This window comes from Aureimonas sp. Leaf454 (assembly GCF_001424685.1).
Taxonomy (GTDB): Bacteria; Pseudomonadota; Alphaproteobacteria; order Rhizobiales; family Rhizobiaceae; genus Plantimonas.
Window position 1 is genome coordinate 266,537 of the sequence record NZ_LMQT01000019.1, and the last position, 14,362, is coordinate 280,898.

Annotated in this window: 17 protein-coding genes and 2 tRNA genes; 3 read left to right on the plus strand and 16 right to left on the minus strand. The window is 64.7% G+C overall.

Annotated features, from left to right (window positions below):
- Positions 1–11: 11 nt before the first annotated feature.
- The 13 genes from ASG43_RS12705 to ASG43_RS12770 form a co-directional block, all read right to left on the minus strand.
- Positions 12–629 (minus strand): NADH-quinone oxidoreductase subunit J, encoded by a 618-nt coding sequence (locus ASG43_RS12705; protein WP_082490868.1) that lies wholly within the window; start codon positions 627–629, stop codon positions 12–14.
- Positions 630–769: 140 nt separating this feature from the next.
- The gene (gene nuoI, locus ASG43_RS12710; RefSeq protein ID WP_056505377.1) at positions 770–1,261 is read right to left on the minus strand and encodes an NADH-quinone oxidoreductase subunit NuoI; all 492 of its coding nucleotides are present in this window, start codon (positions 1,259–1,261) and stop codon (positions 770–772) included.
- 3 nt (positions 1,262–1,264) lie between these two features.
- Complete coding sequence (locus tag ASG43_RS12715; RefSeq protein ID WP_056505379.1) at positions 1,265–1,465, minus strand: hypothetical protein; 201 nt, start codon at positions 1,463–1,465, stop codon at positions 1,265–1,267.
- A complete protein-coding gene (gene nuoH / locus ASG43_RS12720) occupies positions 1,462–2,511 on the minus strand; it encodes an NADH-quinone oxidoreductase subunit NuoH (RefSeq protein WP_056505380.1) in 1,050 nt (349 codons plus the stop codon). The genes ASG43_RS12715 and nuoH overlap by 4 nt, the downstream gene beginning before the upstream one ends.
- A gap of 12 nt (positions 2,512–2,523) precedes the next feature.
- Positions 2,524–4,599 carry an NADH-quinone oxidoreductase subunit NuoG gene (gene nuoG, locus ASG43_RS12725; protein ID WP_056505383.1) on the minus strand — a complete coding sequence of 692 codons (2,076 nt, stop codon included), beginning with the start codon at positions 4,597–4,599 and terminating at the stop codon, positions 2,524–2,526.
- A gap of 1 nt (position 4,600) precedes the next feature.
- The gene (locus tag ASG43_RS12730; protein ID WP_056505385.1) at positions 4,601–4,918 is read right to left on the minus strand and encodes a pentapeptide repeat-containing protein; all 318 of its coding nucleotides are present in this window, start codon (positions 4,916–4,918) and stop codon (positions 4,601–4,603) included.
- An 8-nt stretch (positions 4,919–4,926) separates the two neighbouring features.
- Positions 4,927–6,240: an NADH-quinone oxidoreductase subunit NuoF gene (gene nuoF, locus ASG43_RS12735; RefSeq protein WP_056505387.1), complete on the minus strand. Its 1,314-nt coding sequence runs from the start codon at positions 6,238–6,240 to the stop codon at positions 4,927–4,929.
- A gap of 13 nt (positions 6,241–6,253) precedes the next feature.
- Complete coding sequence (nuoE, locus tag ASG43_RS12740) at positions 6,254–7,705, minus strand: NADH-quinone oxidoreductase subunit NuoE (protein ID WP_056505390.1); 1,452 nt, start codon at positions 7,703–7,705, stop codon at positions 6,254–6,256.
- A gap of 138 nt (positions 7,706–7,843) precedes the next feature.
- On the minus strand, positions 7,844–8,416 hold the full coding sequence (locus ASG43_RS12745; RefSeq protein WP_056505394.1) for a Uma2 family endonuclease: 573 nt from the start codon (positions 8,414–8,416) through the stop codon (positions 7,844–7,846).
- A 26-nt stretch (positions 8,417–8,442) separates the two neighbouring features.
- Entirely contained in the window at positions 8,443–9,633 is a 1,191-nt protein-coding gene (locus tag ASG43_RS12750) for an NADH-quinone oxidoreductase subunit D (RefSeq protein WP_056505396.1), read from the minus strand.
- Positions 9,634–9,819: 186 nt separating this feature from the next.
- Positions 9,820–10,413, minus strand: a complete 594-nt coding sequence (locus tag ASG43_RS12760) for an NADH-quinone oxidoreductase subunit C (RefSeq protein WP_056505401.1) — start codon at positions 10,411–10,413, stop codon at positions 9,820–9,822.
- 13 nt (positions 10,414–10,426) lie between these two features.
- Entirely contained in the window at positions 10,427–11,020 is a 594-nt protein-coding gene (locus tag ASG43_RS12765; protein WP_056505404.1) for an NADH-quinone oxidoreductase subunit B, read from the minus strand.
- A complete protein-coding gene (locus tag ASG43_RS12770) occupies positions 11,011–11,376 on the minus strand; it encodes an NADH-quinone oxidoreductase subunit A (protein ID WP_056505407.1) in 366 nt (121 codons plus the stop codon). The genes ASG43_RS12765 and ASG43_RS12770 overlap by 10 nt, the downstream gene beginning before the upstream one ends.
- 296 nt (positions 11,377–11,672) lie before the next feature.
- On the opposite strand from ASG43_RS12770, the gene ASG43_RS12775 reads away from it, so the two are divergent.
- Complete coding sequence (locus tag ASG43_RS12775; RefSeq protein WP_056505410.1) at positions 11,673–11,945, plus strand: hypothetical protein; 273 nt, start codon at positions 11,673–11,675, stop codon at positions 11,943–11,945.
- A gap of 343 nt (positions 11,946–12,288) precedes the next feature.
- Here ASG43_RS12775 and ASG43_RS12780 read toward each other — a convergent pair.
- A tRNA-Asp gene (locus ASG43_RS12780) sits at positions 12,289–12,365 on the minus strand.
- A 178-nt stretch (positions 12,366–12,543) separates the two neighbouring features.
- On the opposite strand from ASG43_RS12780, the gene ASG43_RS12785 reads away from it, so the two are divergent.
- Positions 12,544–12,619 (plus strand) — tRNA-Val (locus ASG43_RS12785).
- 141 nt (positions 12,620–12,760) lie between these two features.
- Here the strand turns inward: ASG43_RS12785 and ASG43_RS12790 are convergent.
- The gene (locus ASG43_RS12790) at positions 12,761–13,546 is read right to left on the minus strand and encodes an SDR family oxidoreductase (RefSeq protein ID WP_056505412.1); all 786 of its coding nucleotides are present in this window, start codon (positions 13,544–13,546) and stop codon (positions 12,761–12,763) included.
- Positions 13,546–13,869 carry a nuclear transport factor 2 family protein gene (locus tag ASG43_RS12795; protein WP_056505415.1) on the minus strand — a complete coding sequence of 108 codons (324 nt, stop codon included), beginning with the start codon at positions 13,867–13,869 and terminating at the stop codon, positions 13,546–13,548. Before ASG43_RS12795 ends, ASG43_RS12790 begins: the two co-directional genes overlap by 1 nt.
- A gap of 57 nt (positions 13,870–13,926) precedes the next feature.
- On the opposite strand from ASG43_RS12795, the gene ASG43_RS12800 reads away from it, so the two are divergent.
- Positions 13,927–14,313 (plus strand): helix-turn-helix domain-containing protein, encoded by a 387-nt coding sequence (locus ASG43_RS12800; protein WP_082490869.1) that lies wholly within the window; start codon positions 13,927–13,929, stop codon positions 14,311–14,313.
- Positions 14,314–14,362: the final 49 nt, after the last annotated feature.

Below are 14,362 nucleotides of genomic sequence, written 5' to 3' on the forward strand. Positions count from 1 at the left end.
TGCCGGCGCTCTCAGAGGCCCTGGCCGCTCTTGACCTTGCGGATTTCGATGGCGGTTGCCGGCGTGCGGGCGACCTGCTGGGGAATGGACTGGCGACGGATGCCGACCTTGTGGCGCAGCGTCAGCACGATGGCGCCGATCATCGCGACGAAGAGGATGAGGCCCGCGACCTGGAAAAAGAACACGTAGCGCGTGTAGAGGACGAGGCCGAGCGCTTCGATGTTCGACGTCACCGCCAGCGAGGGCGTCGGCATCGCGGTCACGACGCTCGGCGACGGCCGATAGGCATTGCCCGTGACGGCGATGACGAGTTCGGCCAGCAGCACGATGCCGATGATCGCGCCGATCGGCGCATATTCGAGCGCGCCCTTCTTCAGCGCGGCGAAGTCGACGTCGAGCATCATGACGACGAAGAGGAAGAGGACCGCGACGGCGCCGACATAGACGACGATCAAGATCAGGGCGAGGAATTCGGCTCCTGTCAGAAGGAACAGACCGGCCGCGCTGACGAAGGTCAGGATCAGGAACAACACCGAGTGCACGGGATTGCGCGACAGGACGACCATCAAGGCCGCGCCGACGGTCACGAAGGCAAAGACGTAGAAAAAGAAAGCCTGAAGGCCCAGCATGATCGGGCTCCTTGTCGTCGTCGTTGTCATCGCCGGCCCCTGCCCTCTCGTCTGAAGAGGACGTGCCGCCGGTCGGTCTTCGGTGTTCGAACGGGGTCGCGGACGAGGAGGCAAACCGCCCCGTCCGCTATGGCATCCGCTTAGCGGTAAGGTGCGTCGAGCGCAATGTTCTGAGCGATTTCACGCTCCCAGCGGTCGCCGTTCGCGAGAAGCCGTTCCTTGTCGTAGTAAAGCTCTTCGCGGGTTTCCGTCGAGAACTCGAAGTTCGGCCCTTCCACGATCGCATCGACCGGGCAAGCCTCCTGGCAGAAACCGCAATAGATGCACTTCACCATGTCGATGTCATAGCGCACCGTGCGGCGCGTGCCGTCGTTGCGGCGCGGCCCGGCTTCGATGGTGATCGCCTGCGCGGGGCAGATCGCCTCGCACAGCTTGCAGGCGATGCAACGTTCCTCGCCGTTGGGATAACGGCGCAGGGCATGCTCGCCGCGGAAGCGCGGGCTCTGCGGGTTCTTCTCGAAGGGATAGTTGATCGTCGATTTCGGCGCGAAGAAGTAACGCATCGAGAGGCCGAAGGCCTTCACGAATTCGAGGAGAAACAGCGATCGGACGGTCTGTGCAATGGCACTCATGGATCAGCCTGCAAGGCTCGAGGCGACGATAGGACCGGCGAACCAGCCAACGATCGGAAACACGACGAGGGACATGCCCCGGACGAGCTTCAAGGATAAACCGGAGCCGCCGGTCCTCGGCGTGCGGACGAGTCCGAGCGCCACGAAGTCGGCGATGCCGATCGCGAGCCCGGCCAGCGCACCGAGGACGGCGGGGTCCGTCATGCCGGCACCGTTCCGGTCAGCTTCAGAACGAAGGCGGTGATCACGACCATGCCGAGCGAGATCGGGAGGAAGACCTTCCAACCCAGACGCATCAACTGGTCGTAGCGGTAGCGGGGAACGAAGGCTTTCACCATCGCGAACATGAAGAAGACGAGCGCGACCTTGGCGAGGAACCAGATGACGCCGGGCACCCAGGTGAAGGGCGCGAAGTTGAACGGCGGCAGCCATCCGCCGAGGAAGAGGATGGTGGTGAGGCAGCACATCAGGGTGATGGCCGCATACTCGCCGAGCATGAACATCATGTAGGGGGTCGAGCCATACTCCACCATGAAGCCGGCGACGAGCTCCGATTCGGCTTCCGGCAGGTCGAAGGGCGGCCGGTTCGTCTCGGCGAGCGCCGAGATGAAGAAGATGATGAACATCGGGAAGAGCGACAGCCAGTGCCAGTCGAGGAAGGTGTTGGGCAGGCCGACGCGTGTGCCGATGCCGTTGCCCTGCGCGAGCACGATGTCGGTGAGATTGAGCGAACCGACGCAGAGGAGAACGGTGACGATCACGAAGCCGATGGAGACCTCGTAGGACACCATCTGCGCCGCCGAACGGAGCGCGCCGAGAAACGCGTATTTCGAGTTCGACGCCCACCCGCCCATGATCACGCCATAGACCTCGAGCGAGGAGATGGCGAAGATGTAGAGAATGCCGATGTTGATGTTGGCGATCACCCAGCCGTCCGCCACCGGCACGACCGCGAAGGTCGCGAGCGCCAGGGTCACGGCAACGAGGGGTGCCAGCAGAAAGACGGTCTTGTCGGCGGATGCCGGGATCGTCGGCTCCTTGAGGACGAACTTCAGAAGGTCCGCGAAGGACTGGAAGAGGCCGAAAGGACCGACGACGTTCGGCCCGCGCCGCATCTGCACCGCGGCCCAGATCTTGCGGTCCGCAAGGAGGATGTAGGCGATGAGAACGAGCAGAACGACGAGGAAGAGCAAGCTCTGCGCGGCGATGACGATCGCCGGCCAGGCGTAGAGAGAGACGAAGTCCGACACGGCGGGCGTTCCTTATTCCGCGGCTTCGAGGTGCTCGGCGTAAGCGAGCCTCGAACATTCGGCCATGACCTTCGACGCCCGAGCGATCGGGTTCGAGAGGTAGAAATCGGTGATGCCGAGCTTGAAGGCCGAGCCCGTCACGGTGCCCGCGCGATCCGCGAGGGTCGTGATCACCGACGAATCGGCAGCCGTCACGGCGTCGGATCGCATGTGGGGATGCGCCGCGTAGAGCTCCGCGCGCAAGGCCGACAGCGAGTCGAACGGCAAGGTCTTACCGAGCACCGCGGAGAGAGCGCGGAAGATCGCCCATTCCTCTCGGGCGTCGCCCGGGGGAAATGCAGCACGGCTTCCCGTCTGAGCCCGTCCCTCGGTGTTGACCCAGGTTCCCGATTTCTCGGTATAGGCTGCGCCCGGCAGGATGACGTCCGCCCGGTGAGCGCCCTTGTCGCCATGCGTTCCGACATAGACGACGAAAGCGCCCGGCGCGATCTCGATCTCGTCGGCCCCGAGGTTGAACAGAAGATCCACCGCGCCGCCTGCCATGGCGGCCGCGTTCGGCGCGCCCTCGCCTGGCACGAAACCGATGTCGAGACCGCCCACCCGCGACGCCGCATTGTGCAGGACGTTGAAGCCGTTCCACCCGTCCGTGACCGCGCCGATCTCACGCGCGAGAGCGGCCACCGATGCGAGGACCGAGGCGCCGTTCGCGCCTGTCAGCGCGCCCTGCCCCACGATGATCATCGGCTTCTTGGCAGCCTTCAGCGCCTCGTAGAACGGGCCGCTGACACCCTCGATGTTCGAGAGCGTATCGGGTCCCGCGCCGAGATAGACGGCGTCGTAGCGAAGATCTGCGTTCGTCCCGATCACGCCGATCGGGAAGCCGCCCATGCGCCAGCGCTTGCGGATCCGCGCGTTGAGGACGGAGGCCTCGAAACGCGGATTGGCGCCGATGATGAGGAGGGCGTCGGCGTCCTCGATGCCTGAAATCGTCGTGTTGAAGAGATAGGATGCCCGGCCGTCCGCCGGATCGAGCGCCGTTCCGTCCTGTCGGATGTCGAGCGCGGTCGAACCGAGGAGATTGACGAGGCGCTTCAGGGCGAAGAGATCCTCCACCGCCGCCAGATCACCGCCGATCGCGCCGATCCGCTCGGCCGACGTGGCGGCGACCTTTGCCTTGATCGCGGCGAAAGCGTCCGCCCAGCTGGCTGGCTGAAGGCGACCGTCCTTGCGGACATAGGGGCGATCGAGGCGCTGGGTGCGCAAGCCGTCCCAGACGAAGCGGGTCTTGTCGGAAATCCACTCCTCGTTGATCGCCTCGTTGGTGCGCGGCAGGATGCGCATGACCTCGCGGCCTCGCGTATCGACGCGGATCGACGAGCCGACGCCATCCATCACGTCGACGGTTTCGGTCTTGGTGAGCTCCCAGGGACGCGCCTGGAAGGCATAGGGCCGAGAGGTCAGCGCACCGACCGGGCAGAGATCGATGACATTGCCCTGCAGTTCGGACGTCATCGCCTGCTCGAGATAGGTCGTGATCTCGGCATCCTCGCCGCGTCCGACGAGTCCCAGCTCGGAAATGCCGGCGACCTCGGTCGTGAAGCGGACGCAGCGCGTGCAGTGGATGCAGCGCGTCATGATCGTCTTCACGAGCGGGCCGATATACTTGTCTTCCACGGCGCGCTTGTTCTCGCGGTAGCGAGAGCTATCGACGCCGAAGGCCATGGCCTGATCCTGAAGATCGCACTCGCCGCCCTGGTCGCAGATCGGGCAATCCAGCGGGTGGTTGATCAGGAGGAATTCCATCACGCCCTCGCGGGCCTTCTTCACCATCGGCGTGTTCGTGAAGATTTCCGGCGCTTCGCCGTTCGGTCCGGGTCGCAGGTCCCTGACGCCCATGGCGCAGGAAGCCGCCGGCTTCGGCGGGCCTCCCTTCACTTCGACGAGGCACATGCGGCAATTGCCGGCGATCGAAAGACGCTCGTGGAAACAGAAGCGCGGGATCTCGGCACCCGCCTCCTCCGCCGCCTGGAGCAGCGTGTAGTGGTCGGGAACCTCGACTTCCCTGCCGTCGACCTTGATCTTTGCCATATCAGTTGTTGCCTCGTGCCGTCTTCGACGCCCCATGGGACGCGAGGAGGTCGGCGATGCCGATCCCGTTGATCGTCAGGCCTTCGATCGCGGCGTCGTCGAAGCGCGCGTTCGTCAGGTCGACATTGCGAAACTGGGCGTCACTGAGATCGGCATTCGTCACGACGATCTCGGCGAGGTCGACATTGCCGAACTCGCTACCCGACAGGTCGACATTCTCGTAGCGCGCTTCGGACAGATCGCAGTTCGAGAAGCTGGAACTGGAAAGATCCGCCTTCTCCGCCGTGATGATGTCCGCGCGCCCGACGATTTCGACCATGGTTCTGTCTACTCCGCCGCTTCCAGCATCTGCGGGCGATTGACGCCGGGATGGCCGTTGCGGGAAAATTCGTCGATGCGACGCTCCACCTCGGCGCGGAAGTGGCGCATCAGGCCCTGGATCGGCCAGGCCGCGGCGTCGCCAAGAGCGCAGATCGTGTGACCCTCGACCTGCTTGGTCACGTCCAAGAGCATGTCGATCTCGCGCTTCTCCGCATTGCCGACGACCATGCGCTCCATCAGCCGCCACATCCAGCCCGTTCCCTCGCGGCACGGCGTGCACTGGCCGCAGCTCTCGTGCTTGTAGAAATACGAAAGGCGCGCGATGGCCCGCACGATGTCGGTCGACTTGTCCATGACGATGACAGCCGCCGTTCCCAGCGAAGTCTTGATGTCACGCAGCCCGTCGAAATCCATCGGCGCGTCGATGATGTCGTGGGCGGGAACGAGAGGAACGGAGGATCCGCCGGGAATGACGGCGAGAAGGTTGTCCCATCCACCGCGAATGCCGCCGCAATGCTTCTCGATCAGCTCTCGGAACGGAATGCCCATGGCCTCTTCGACCGTGCACGGCCGCTCGACATGGCCGGAAATGCAGAAGAGCTTGGTGCCGGTGTTGTTGGGGCGTCCGATGCCGGAGAACCAGGCACCGCCCCGGCGCAGGATGGTCGGCGCGACGGCGATCGACTCGACGTTGTTCACGGTCGTCGGGCAGCCGTAGAGACCCATATTGGCCGGGAACGGCGGCTTCAGGCGCGGCTGGCCCTTCTTGCCCTCGAGGCTTTCCAGGAGCGCCGTCTCCTCGCCGCAGATATAGGCGCCGGCGCCGTGATGCACGACGATGTCGTAATCCCAGCCGCACTTGTTGTCGCGCCCGAGCAGCCCTGCATCGTAGCACTCGTCGATGGCGCGCTGCAGGGCCTCGCGCTCCCGGACGTACTCGCCGCGGACGTAGATGTAGCAGGCATGCGCCCCCATGGCGAAGCCGGCGATGATGCACCCTTCCACCAGCGTGAAGGGATCGTTGCGCATGATGTCCCGGTCCTTGCAGGTGCCGGGCTCCGACTCGTCGGCGTTGATGACGAGATAATGCGGGCGACCGTCCGATTCCTTCGGCATGAAAGACCACTTCAGGCCGGTCGGAAAGCCCGCGCCACCGCGGCCGCGAAGGCCGGAGGCTTTCATCTCGTTGATGATCCAGTCGCGGCCCTTGCCGATGATGTCGGCGGTGCCGTCGAAATGGCCGCGCGCCATCGCGCCCTTCAGACTCTTGTCCTTCAGGCCGTAGATGTTGGTGAAGATGCGGTCCTCGTCGCGCAGCATCGTCCCGTTCTCCTCAATCCTGTCCAGCCGGCGCGGCCAGGGCCTTCGCCTGCTCGATCCAGCGATCGCGCAAGGCGCGGCCCCGGATGTAAAGGTGGTCGTCGATCCATTGCAGCTCGGCTGCCGACCAGCCGGCGATCTGGCGGAAGTGGTAGACGCCAAGCTCGTGCAGCTTGACCTCCAGCACGGGTCCGACACCCCTGATCAGCTTCAGGTCATCGGCCGCGCCGTCCGGTGCGGAGAGAAGACCCGTCGGCTTTTCCGGCGTCACGAAGGACGTCGCCGCCGAGGCCGAGGCCGCTTCGGTTTCGAAATGATCGTCGGCGACGGGGCCCGGCGCGGTGTCTTCGGTCTTGCGAAGCTGCTCGACCGGCGGCTCCTCGCGCGGAGCGGCAAACGAGCCTGCCGCGGGGGCACGATCGCCCGAGAGCGCGCGCGCCGATCCTTCGGGAGCCTCGACGAACCTCTCGTCGGCTACGACCGCCTTCTCGTCCCGCTGGCCCTTCTCGCCGAGCGGACCATCGTGGCGGGCGGCATCGGCGTCGGCGGAGGCCGATGAATGATCCTCCAGCCCGTCCTCCTTCTGGCCGGCGCCGGTCGGCCCCTGCTCGGAACCACCCGTCGACCCGCTGCCGCTCGGCGCTGCGGCACTGGTCGCCCCCGCGCTTTCCGCGTTCTCGACCGTCTGGTCGACCGCGGCGCCCACGGCGGCGCCGGGGCTCTTGATGCTCGGATCGGTCTCGGCGGCGTGCGTGGAGGGACGCCCCGCCTGCGAGGGCGTCTGCCCTTCCGCAGCTTCGGCGGATGAAGCGGACGAGCCGTCGTGCTCGATGCCGTCATGCGCAACGGCTTCGTCGGCCGTCGTCAGCGACGTCGGTCCGCCGAAGGGCGACGAGAGATGCCGGTCGATCTGCGGGCCGACCTTGACGCTCTCGCCTTCGCCCCGATCGAAGGCATCGATGATCTCGGACAGGCGTTCGGCCGTCAGATCCTCGTAGGTGTCGTTGAAGATCATGACCATCGGCGCGTTGACGCAGGCGCCGAGGCATTCGACCTCCTCCCAGGACAAGGTCCCGGACGCATTGAGGTGGAACTGGTCGTGGTGGATCTTCGACTGACAGACCCGCTTCAGCTCGTCCGAGCCGCGCAGCATGCAGGGCGTCGTCCCGCAGACCTGCACGTGAGCGCGCGTGCCCACCGGCTTCAGCTGGAACTGCGTGTAGAAGGTCGCGACCTCCAGGACACGGATCAGCGGCATGGCAAGGCGATCGGCGATGTGCTCGATCGCGGCCTTGGTCACCCAGCCGTCCTGCTCCTGCGCCCGCATCAACAGCGGAATTACGGCGGACTGCTGTCGTCCTTCAGGATATTTGGCGATCGTGCGCTCGGCCCAACCCGCATTATCGCCATTGAAGGCGAAGCCTGCCGGCTGAACGCTATCTTCCGCGAGCCGTCTGACGGACATCGGACCTCGACTTGGTTCTGTTCTAAACTCAGATGTTGCGGCGCGTTCTAACATACGCCCCGCAAAAGGCCAGTGGTGGAAGGCCGCAGTCCGAAAGGACTTATCGGCTTTCTCTGAACCGCTCGAAGCGGGTCGGCGTCAACTGTCGAACAATGCGTCGACGGTGACGGAAAAGCCCGGCGGCGAAAGGTCCAACGTGTCCCCTCGCCCCAGGATACGGGTCGCGATCTCGCCTTCGATCTCGGTTCGCCGATGGTGAACCACGCGTTCCTCGTCGCCGTAGAGGATAAGGTATTGCCGGATGGACGGAACGGAGAAGTAGTCGAGCAACTTGCGACCGGGATCGCTCCGCACGCTCGACGGCGAGATCACCTCGACCACGATGACGGGGTTGGAGACGACGATGTCAGATCGATCATAGGCTCCACAATGGACCAAGGCGTCAGGTTCACGAACAACATGATCGTCGATCCGGACGCTCATCCCATCGGTGAAAGCTGTGCAGGCGAGCCCACCCGAGCGCAGTGCCGTTCGAAGGGCAAGCCAAACCGAAGCCTTGTACTCGTTATGACTTGCGCGCTCGGCTTGCAGCAGAACCGGATACCCGTCGATCAGTTCGTAGCGGCCTTCCGTCTTCCGGGAATCCGCCCAAGCCAAAAACTCCTCGGCTGACATCTTCTCTGGAAGGGCCGTCTTGACGGTCGTCGACATCGGCCCTCCTTCGAACCTCGTTCCGCTTAACGATCGACCTCGCCGAACACGATGTCGAGCGAGCCGAGAATGGCGGAGACGTCGGCCAGCATATGCTTGCGGCACATGAAGTCCATGGCCTGAAGATGCGAGAAGCCCGGCGCCTTGATCTTGCAGCGATGCGGCTTGTTGGTGCCGTCGGCGACGAGATAAACGCCGAACTCGCCCTTCGGCGCCTCCACCGCGGCGTAGACCTCGCCGGCGGGGACGTGGAAGCCTTCGGTGTAGAGCTTGAAGTGGTGGATGAGCGCTTCCATCGAACGCTTCATCTGGCCGCGCTTCGGCGGCACGACCTTGCCCTCCGTCGAGGAGACCGGACCGATTCGCTCGGCGCCGGACAGCCGCTCGACGCACTGCTTCATGATCTTTACGGATTCGCGCATCTCGACCATGAGAATGAGGTACCGGTCGAAACAGTCGCCGTTCTTGCCGACGGGAATGTCGAAATCCATCTCGTCGTAGCACTCATAGGGCTGCGACTTCCGAAGATCCCAGGCGGCGCCGGAGCCGCGCACCATCACGCCAGAGAAGCCGAGCGCCCAGCAATCCTCGATCCCGATGACGCCGATGTCGACATTGCGCTGCTTGAAGATGCGGTTGCCGGTCAGGAGTTCATCGATATCGTCGCAAACCTTTAGGAAGGGATCGCACCACGCGCCGATATCGTCGACGAGCTTCTGCGGCAGATCCTGATGAACCCCGCCCGGACGGAAATAGGCGGCATGGAGCCGGGCACCGGATGCCCGCTCGTAGAAGACCATCAGCTTCTCGCGCTCCTCGAAGCCCCAGAGCGGAGGCGTCAGCGCGCCGACATCCATGGCCTGCGTCGTCACGTTCAGGAGATGCGACAGGATGCGGCCGATTTCGCTGTAGAGAACGCGAATCAGCTGCGCGCGCTTGGGAACCTCGACCTCCGCCAGCCGCTCGATCGCGAGGCAGAAGGCGTGCTCCTGGTTCATCGGCGCGACGTAGTCGAGGCGATCGAAGTAGGGAAGCGCCTGAAGATAGGTCTTTGCCTCGATCAGCTTCTCCGTGCCGCGGTGCAGGAGTCCGATATGCGGATCGACGCGCTCGACGATCTCGCCGTCGAGTTCCAGCACGAGGCGCAGCACGCCGTGCGCGGCCGGATGCTGCGGGCCGAAGTTGATGTTGAAGTTCCGGACGTCGATCTCGGCCATGGTCTCAAGCCCCTCCGCCGGTCGTGGCGGCGATGAATTCTGCACCCGTCATCGCCCGCATCTCGCCGGCGACCATCGTTGGGCTGCTTTTCCGCGATGAAGATCCCGCGCGGCAACGCGCGATCGATCCGGTCTTCGAAAGCCCGCCGCTCGATCGCGCAACCGCCCCGCGGCCGTCGCTCTCGATCAATTCGCTTTCGCCTTCTCATCGCCCGGCAGCACGTAGTCCGTGCCCTCCCAGGGCGAGAGGAAGTCGAAGTTGCGAAACTCCTGCCGCAAAGCGACCGGCTCGTAGACGACCTGCTTCAGGGCTTCGTCGTAGTGAACCTCGACGAAACCCGTGAGCGGGAAGTCCTTGCGCAGCGGATGCCCCTCGAAACCGTAGTCGGTGAGAATGCGGCGAAGGTCGGGATGGCCCGTGAAGAGGATCCCATAGAGATCGTAGGCCTCTCGCTCGAACCAATCGGCGCCCGCGAAGACGCCCGTCACCGATGGAACCGGGTCATCCTCCGCCGTCTCCACCTTGATCCGGATGCGGGCGTTCCGGGTCGGCGAGAGGAGATGGTAGACCACCTCGAAACGCTTGGCCCGGCCGGGATAGTCCACGCCGCAGATGTCGGTGAGGTTGACGAAGCGAAGGGACGCGGCATCGCGAAGCTTAGTCAGCACTTCCACGACCGCCGTGGCCGGCACGACGAGCGTCAATTCACCGAAGCGCACGGATGCCGAGGTGAACGTGCCGGCCAGAAGGCCCTGCACCTGTTCGGACAGTTCGTTCATGGAAGACTCCGCCCTAGCGCTCGATCGTACCGGTCCGGCGGATCTTCTTCTGGAGAAGCAGAACGCCGTAGAGAAGCGCCTCCGCTGTCGGAGGACAGCCCGGCACGTAGATGTCGACCGGCACCACGCGATCGCAGCCACGGACCACCGAGTAGGAATAGTGGTAATAGCCGCCGCCGTTGGCGCAGGACCCCATCGAGATGACGTAGCGCGGCTCCGGCATCTGGTCGTAGACCTTGCGCAGCGCGGGCGCCATCTTGTTGGTCAGCGTGCCCGCGACGATCATGACGTCAGACTGGCGCGGGCTGGCGCGCGGCGCGAACCCGAACCGCTCCGCATCGTAACGGGGCATCGACATCTGCATCATCTCGACCGCGCAGCAGGCGAGGCCGAACGTCATCCACATCAGCGACCCGGTTCGGGCCCACTGGATGAGATCGTCGGTGGAGGTGACGAGAAAGCCCTTGTCGGCGAGTTCATCGTTGATGTCGGTCAGGAACGGATCCGGCGCCGGCCGGACCAGCGTCGTTCCGCTCGAAGCCGCAGCGGAACCTTCCGCCAGCGGAGCCCGAAGGATGGTGTCGCCCTTGGCGTCGATCAATCCCATTCGAGAGCGCCTTTCTTCCATTCGTAGATGAAGCCGACGGTCAAGACGCCGAGGAAGACCATCATCGACCAGAAACCGAACCAGCCCACGGCGCCGAACGTGGCAGCCCAGGGAAACAGGAAGGCGACTTCGAGATCGAAGATGATGAAGAGGATGGACACGAGGTAGAAGCGAACGTCGAACTTCATCCGCGAATCGTCGAACGCATCGAAGCCGCATTCGTAGGCGGAGAGCTTTTCGTCGTCCGGCGCCTTGAAGGCGAGGAGAAACGGCGAAACGAGCAGCGCCAGCCCGATGAAGAGTGCGATCCCGACGAAGATGACGATCGGGAGATAGGAAGCGAGAAGCTCTGGCAACGCGGCAGTCCCTCGTGTCGACAGGCTCGACCGCCCGCTTCGCCGCGTGGTCTTCCCGTGCCGAGATTTTCAGCTAGTCCTTTGAAATATAATCGTTCGCCGGACGCATTCCATGCGACGCTCGGTCGCCGACCCGCATCGCACTGCGGCGACGGTTAAACCCTTCCGTTTCAGGGCGCAAGCCGAGGCTTCCGAACACCAGCGCTTTGTCGCACGCGGTTCCGTCGAGCGATCCGGACCGGTTCCGGGCAAGGCTCCGATCCTATGCTCATCACCATCGGTTCGAGAGGCTTTGCATGACAACCACAGGCAAGACCGCGTCCTTCCAGATGTCGTCGACGACGACCACCCTCGTGTTCCAGAGACGGAACGCGGCTCGGTGGCCGTCCCCCATCGACCAGCCGGGTGCCCCTCTGTCCTCCCAGTCGGACGAGCGGGACCAAGCCCCGCACCAGCCGGCTTGGCTGCGCTGGGTCGAGGCGATCGCCATCTATGCCTCTTTCGCCCTGCTGGCGTTCGTTCTGCTCGGCTGCTGGCTGACCCTCATGCAGGCCAACGACTGGATCTGAACCGTCGCCACGCCCTCTTTCCGGCGGAGGAACTGCCGGGAAACGAAAGCGTCCGCTTCGACATCTCGACGCGGAGCGTTCGAACGAGCGCTTGAGGAACAGGCTCGTTCGTCGAAAACTGGGAGATATCGCGGTCCGAATCTCAGAGCTGCCGCGCAAGCCGATTGAGCCTGTTGCTCCCCACCGTCCCGCGAGACGATCCGGCAATCCCCACGGCGGGGAACGCAACGCCGGACGGAACGACGGCTCCCGGCGACACCCGGAACCTTGACCCGTTCATCGTTCACGATGGGCTCGATCTTGATCGGAGCCCATTTCTTTGAACATCATGAGAGATGTGAAATGGCGCGAGTGACGGGGCTCGAACCCGCGACCTCCGGCGTGACAGGCCGGCACTCTAACCGACTGAGCTACACCCGCGCTTGGCGCCGCTGGGCTGTCCCGGCGGCGTGAGTGGTCGTTTAAGGAACGCCGTTCTCGCTGTCAAGCGAGGTGCAGGACCTTGTCGCAGAAATCGTACAAGGCCCCTCATCATCCACAGGACGAGCCCATACGGCTTGCACAAATCGCTCCGACGTCTTATTGGCCGAGCCGGCAAGGGCGATTAGCTCAGTTGGTAGAGCGCCTCGTTTACACCGAGGATGTCGGCAGTTCGAGCCTGTCATCGCCCACCACATGTTTCATCGAAAGATCCATCGGCCCGAGGGTGCGGTTGTCGAGCGGTCGCGTCGCGCGAGCGCGACGCCGTCGGATCGCATCGGGCGGATCTTCGCCGCGTCCGACACGGTCGCGAACCGGCGGCGGAGCCGGATCGATCAGACCGTCGGCACCGTGCCGCCGTCGATCACATATTCCGTGCCGGTGATCGAAGCGGCGCGCGGCGATACGAGGAAGGCGACGAGGTCGGCGACCTCTTCCGGCTTCGCCGGCCGGCCGAGCGGTATGCCGCCGAGGCCGTCCATGATGATGCGCTTTCCGCCCTCGTAATCCGTGCCCGCCGGATCGGCGAGACGTTCGGCCAGTCTCACCGAGGCTTCGGTCTCCACCCAGCCCGGCGATACCCTTACGACGCGCACGCCCTGCGGCGTCACCTCCTTCGACAGAGCCTTGCTGTAGGTGGCGAGGGCTCCCTTGGCGGCGGCGTAGGCGATGGTGGAGTCCGGCAGCGGCAGTTCGCGCTGGATGGAGGTCACGTGGATCACGACGCCCGAGCCGCGCTCCACCATGCCCGGCACGATGGCTCGGTCGAGGCGCACCGCCGCCATGAGGTTCTGGTCGAGCTCGCGCGCCCAGATCCCGTCGTCCAGAACGGCGTGACCGCCCCCGGGCGCGCTGGACCCGCCGAAGACGTTCACCAGGATGTCGACGCCTCCCAGTTCGGTGAGGGCGAAGCGGGCGAGGTCCGCGCAACCCTTCGCGGTGGTGAGGTCGGCGGCGAGAAAGCGGACGCCATCCGGCAGGATCTCGGGCGTCGAGCGGGCGGCGGTGACGACCTCGGCTCCAGCGCTCGCCAATGCGGCGACCACCGCGCCGCCGACGCCCTTCGTGCCGCCGGAGACGAGGGCGCGCAGCCCGCCGAGGTCGATCCAACCCGGGCCCATCACGCGATCTCCAGCGCGGCGATGCGGCCACCGCGCAGGGTGAAGCAGTGGTCGAGCACGACGGGACTGCCGGGGAAGGCTCCCGTGACCGTCGCCGGCACGACGATCCTGTCGCCGCGATCCTCGACCGAGAGAGGCTGTGCCGTGAACGGCGTGCGTGCCATGGTGTCGATGCGCCAGTCTCGGATCGAACGAAGGCCGCGGTGCGCCCGTTTCTCGTCCTGGACGGCGGCGTCCTCGTCGAAGGCTCGCGCGAGGTCGGCGATATCTGCATCCGCTGGAAGCGTGAAGTAGAGGGCGATGGCGTCGGGAAGTGAAAACATGTCGTCTCCAGTGCAACCACTGTTGTGATGCCCGATACATCGCCTCCGGAGGATGAATTGACAAGAACGCACGACGAAGTGGGCTCCTTACCTCGAAGTAAGTCCCGGCCATCCCCGTCGCACCATACGCCGATGAGCGCGGCTTCGGGTATCGAGGGGGCGATCTCGATGCTGGATGGTCGGTGGAAGCTCGTGATCCTCTTTCATCTCTTCGACGGCGGGTTGAAGCGCTTCTCCGACCTTGAGCGGGCCATTCCCGGCGTTTCGCAGAAGATGCTGACCCAGCAACTTCGGCAGATGGAGACCGACGGAATCGTCACCCGGCTGGTGCACCACCAGGTGCCGCCCAAGGTCGAGTACGGTCTGACGGAATGGGGCCACTCCCTCTGCCCGGCTCTGGACGCACTTCTGACCTGGGCGGAGTCCGGGCCGAAGCGTCCATAGGGTTCGTTTCCGTCACGAGCATCCGCTGGCCGGGCGACCGCTTCTGCGG

Coding starts and splice junctions, on each gene's coding strand:
- ASG43_RS12705 (WP_082490868.1), bottom strand. CDS start 629: ATGCTGGGCCTTCAGGCTTTCTTTTTCTACGTCTTTGCCTTCGTGACC.
- nuoI (WP_056505377.1), bottom strand. CDS start 1,261: ATGAGTGCCATTGCACAGACCGTCCGATCGCTGTTTCTCCTCGAATTC.
- ASG43_RS12715 (WP_056505379.1), bottom strand. CDS start 1,465: ATGACGGACCCCGCCGTCCTCGGTGCGCTGGCCGGGCTCGCGATCGGC.
- nuoG (WP_056505383.1), bottom strand. CDS start 4,599: ATGGCAAAGATCAAGGTCGACGGCAGGGAAGTCGAGGTTCCCGACCAC.
- ASG43_RS12730 (WP_056505385.1), bottom strand. CDS start 4,918: ATGGTCGAAATCGTCGGGCGCGCGGACATCATCACGGCGGAGAAGGCG.
- nuoF (WP_056505387.1), bottom strand. CDS start 6,240: ATGCTGCGCGACGAGGACCGCATCTTCACCAACATCTACGGCCTGAAG.
- nuoE (WP_056505390.1), bottom strand. CDS start 7,705: ATGTCCGTCAGACGGCTCGCGGAAGATAGCGTTCAGCCGGCAGGCTTC.
- ASG43_RS12745 (WP_056505394.1), bottom strand. CDS start 8,416: ATGTCGACGACCGTCAAGACGGCCCTTCCAGAGAAGATGTCAGCCGAG.
- ASG43_RS12750 (WP_056505396.1), bottom strand. CDS start 9,633: ATGGCCGAGATCGACGTCCGGAACTTCAACATCAACTTCGGCCCGCAG.
- ASG43_RS12760 (WP_056505401.1), bottom strand. CDS start 10,413: ATGAACGAACTGTCCGAACAGGTGCAGGGCCTTCTGGCCGGCACGTTC.
- ASG43_RS12765 (WP_056505404.1), bottom strand. CDS start 11,020: ATGGGATTGATCGACGCCAAGGGCGACACCATCCTTCGGGCTCCGCTG.
- ASG43_RS12775 (WP_056505410.1), top strand. CDS start 11,673: ATGACAACCACAGGCAAGACCGCGTCCTTCCAGATGTCGTCGACGACG.
- ASG43_RS12790 (WP_056505412.1), bottom strand. CDS start 13,546: ATGGGCCCGGGTTGGATCGACCTCGGCGGGCTGCGCGCCCTCGTCTCC.
- ASG43_RS12795 (WP_056505415.1), bottom strand. CDS start 13,869: ATGTTTTCACTTCCCGACGCCATCGCCCTCTACTTCACGCTTCCAGCG.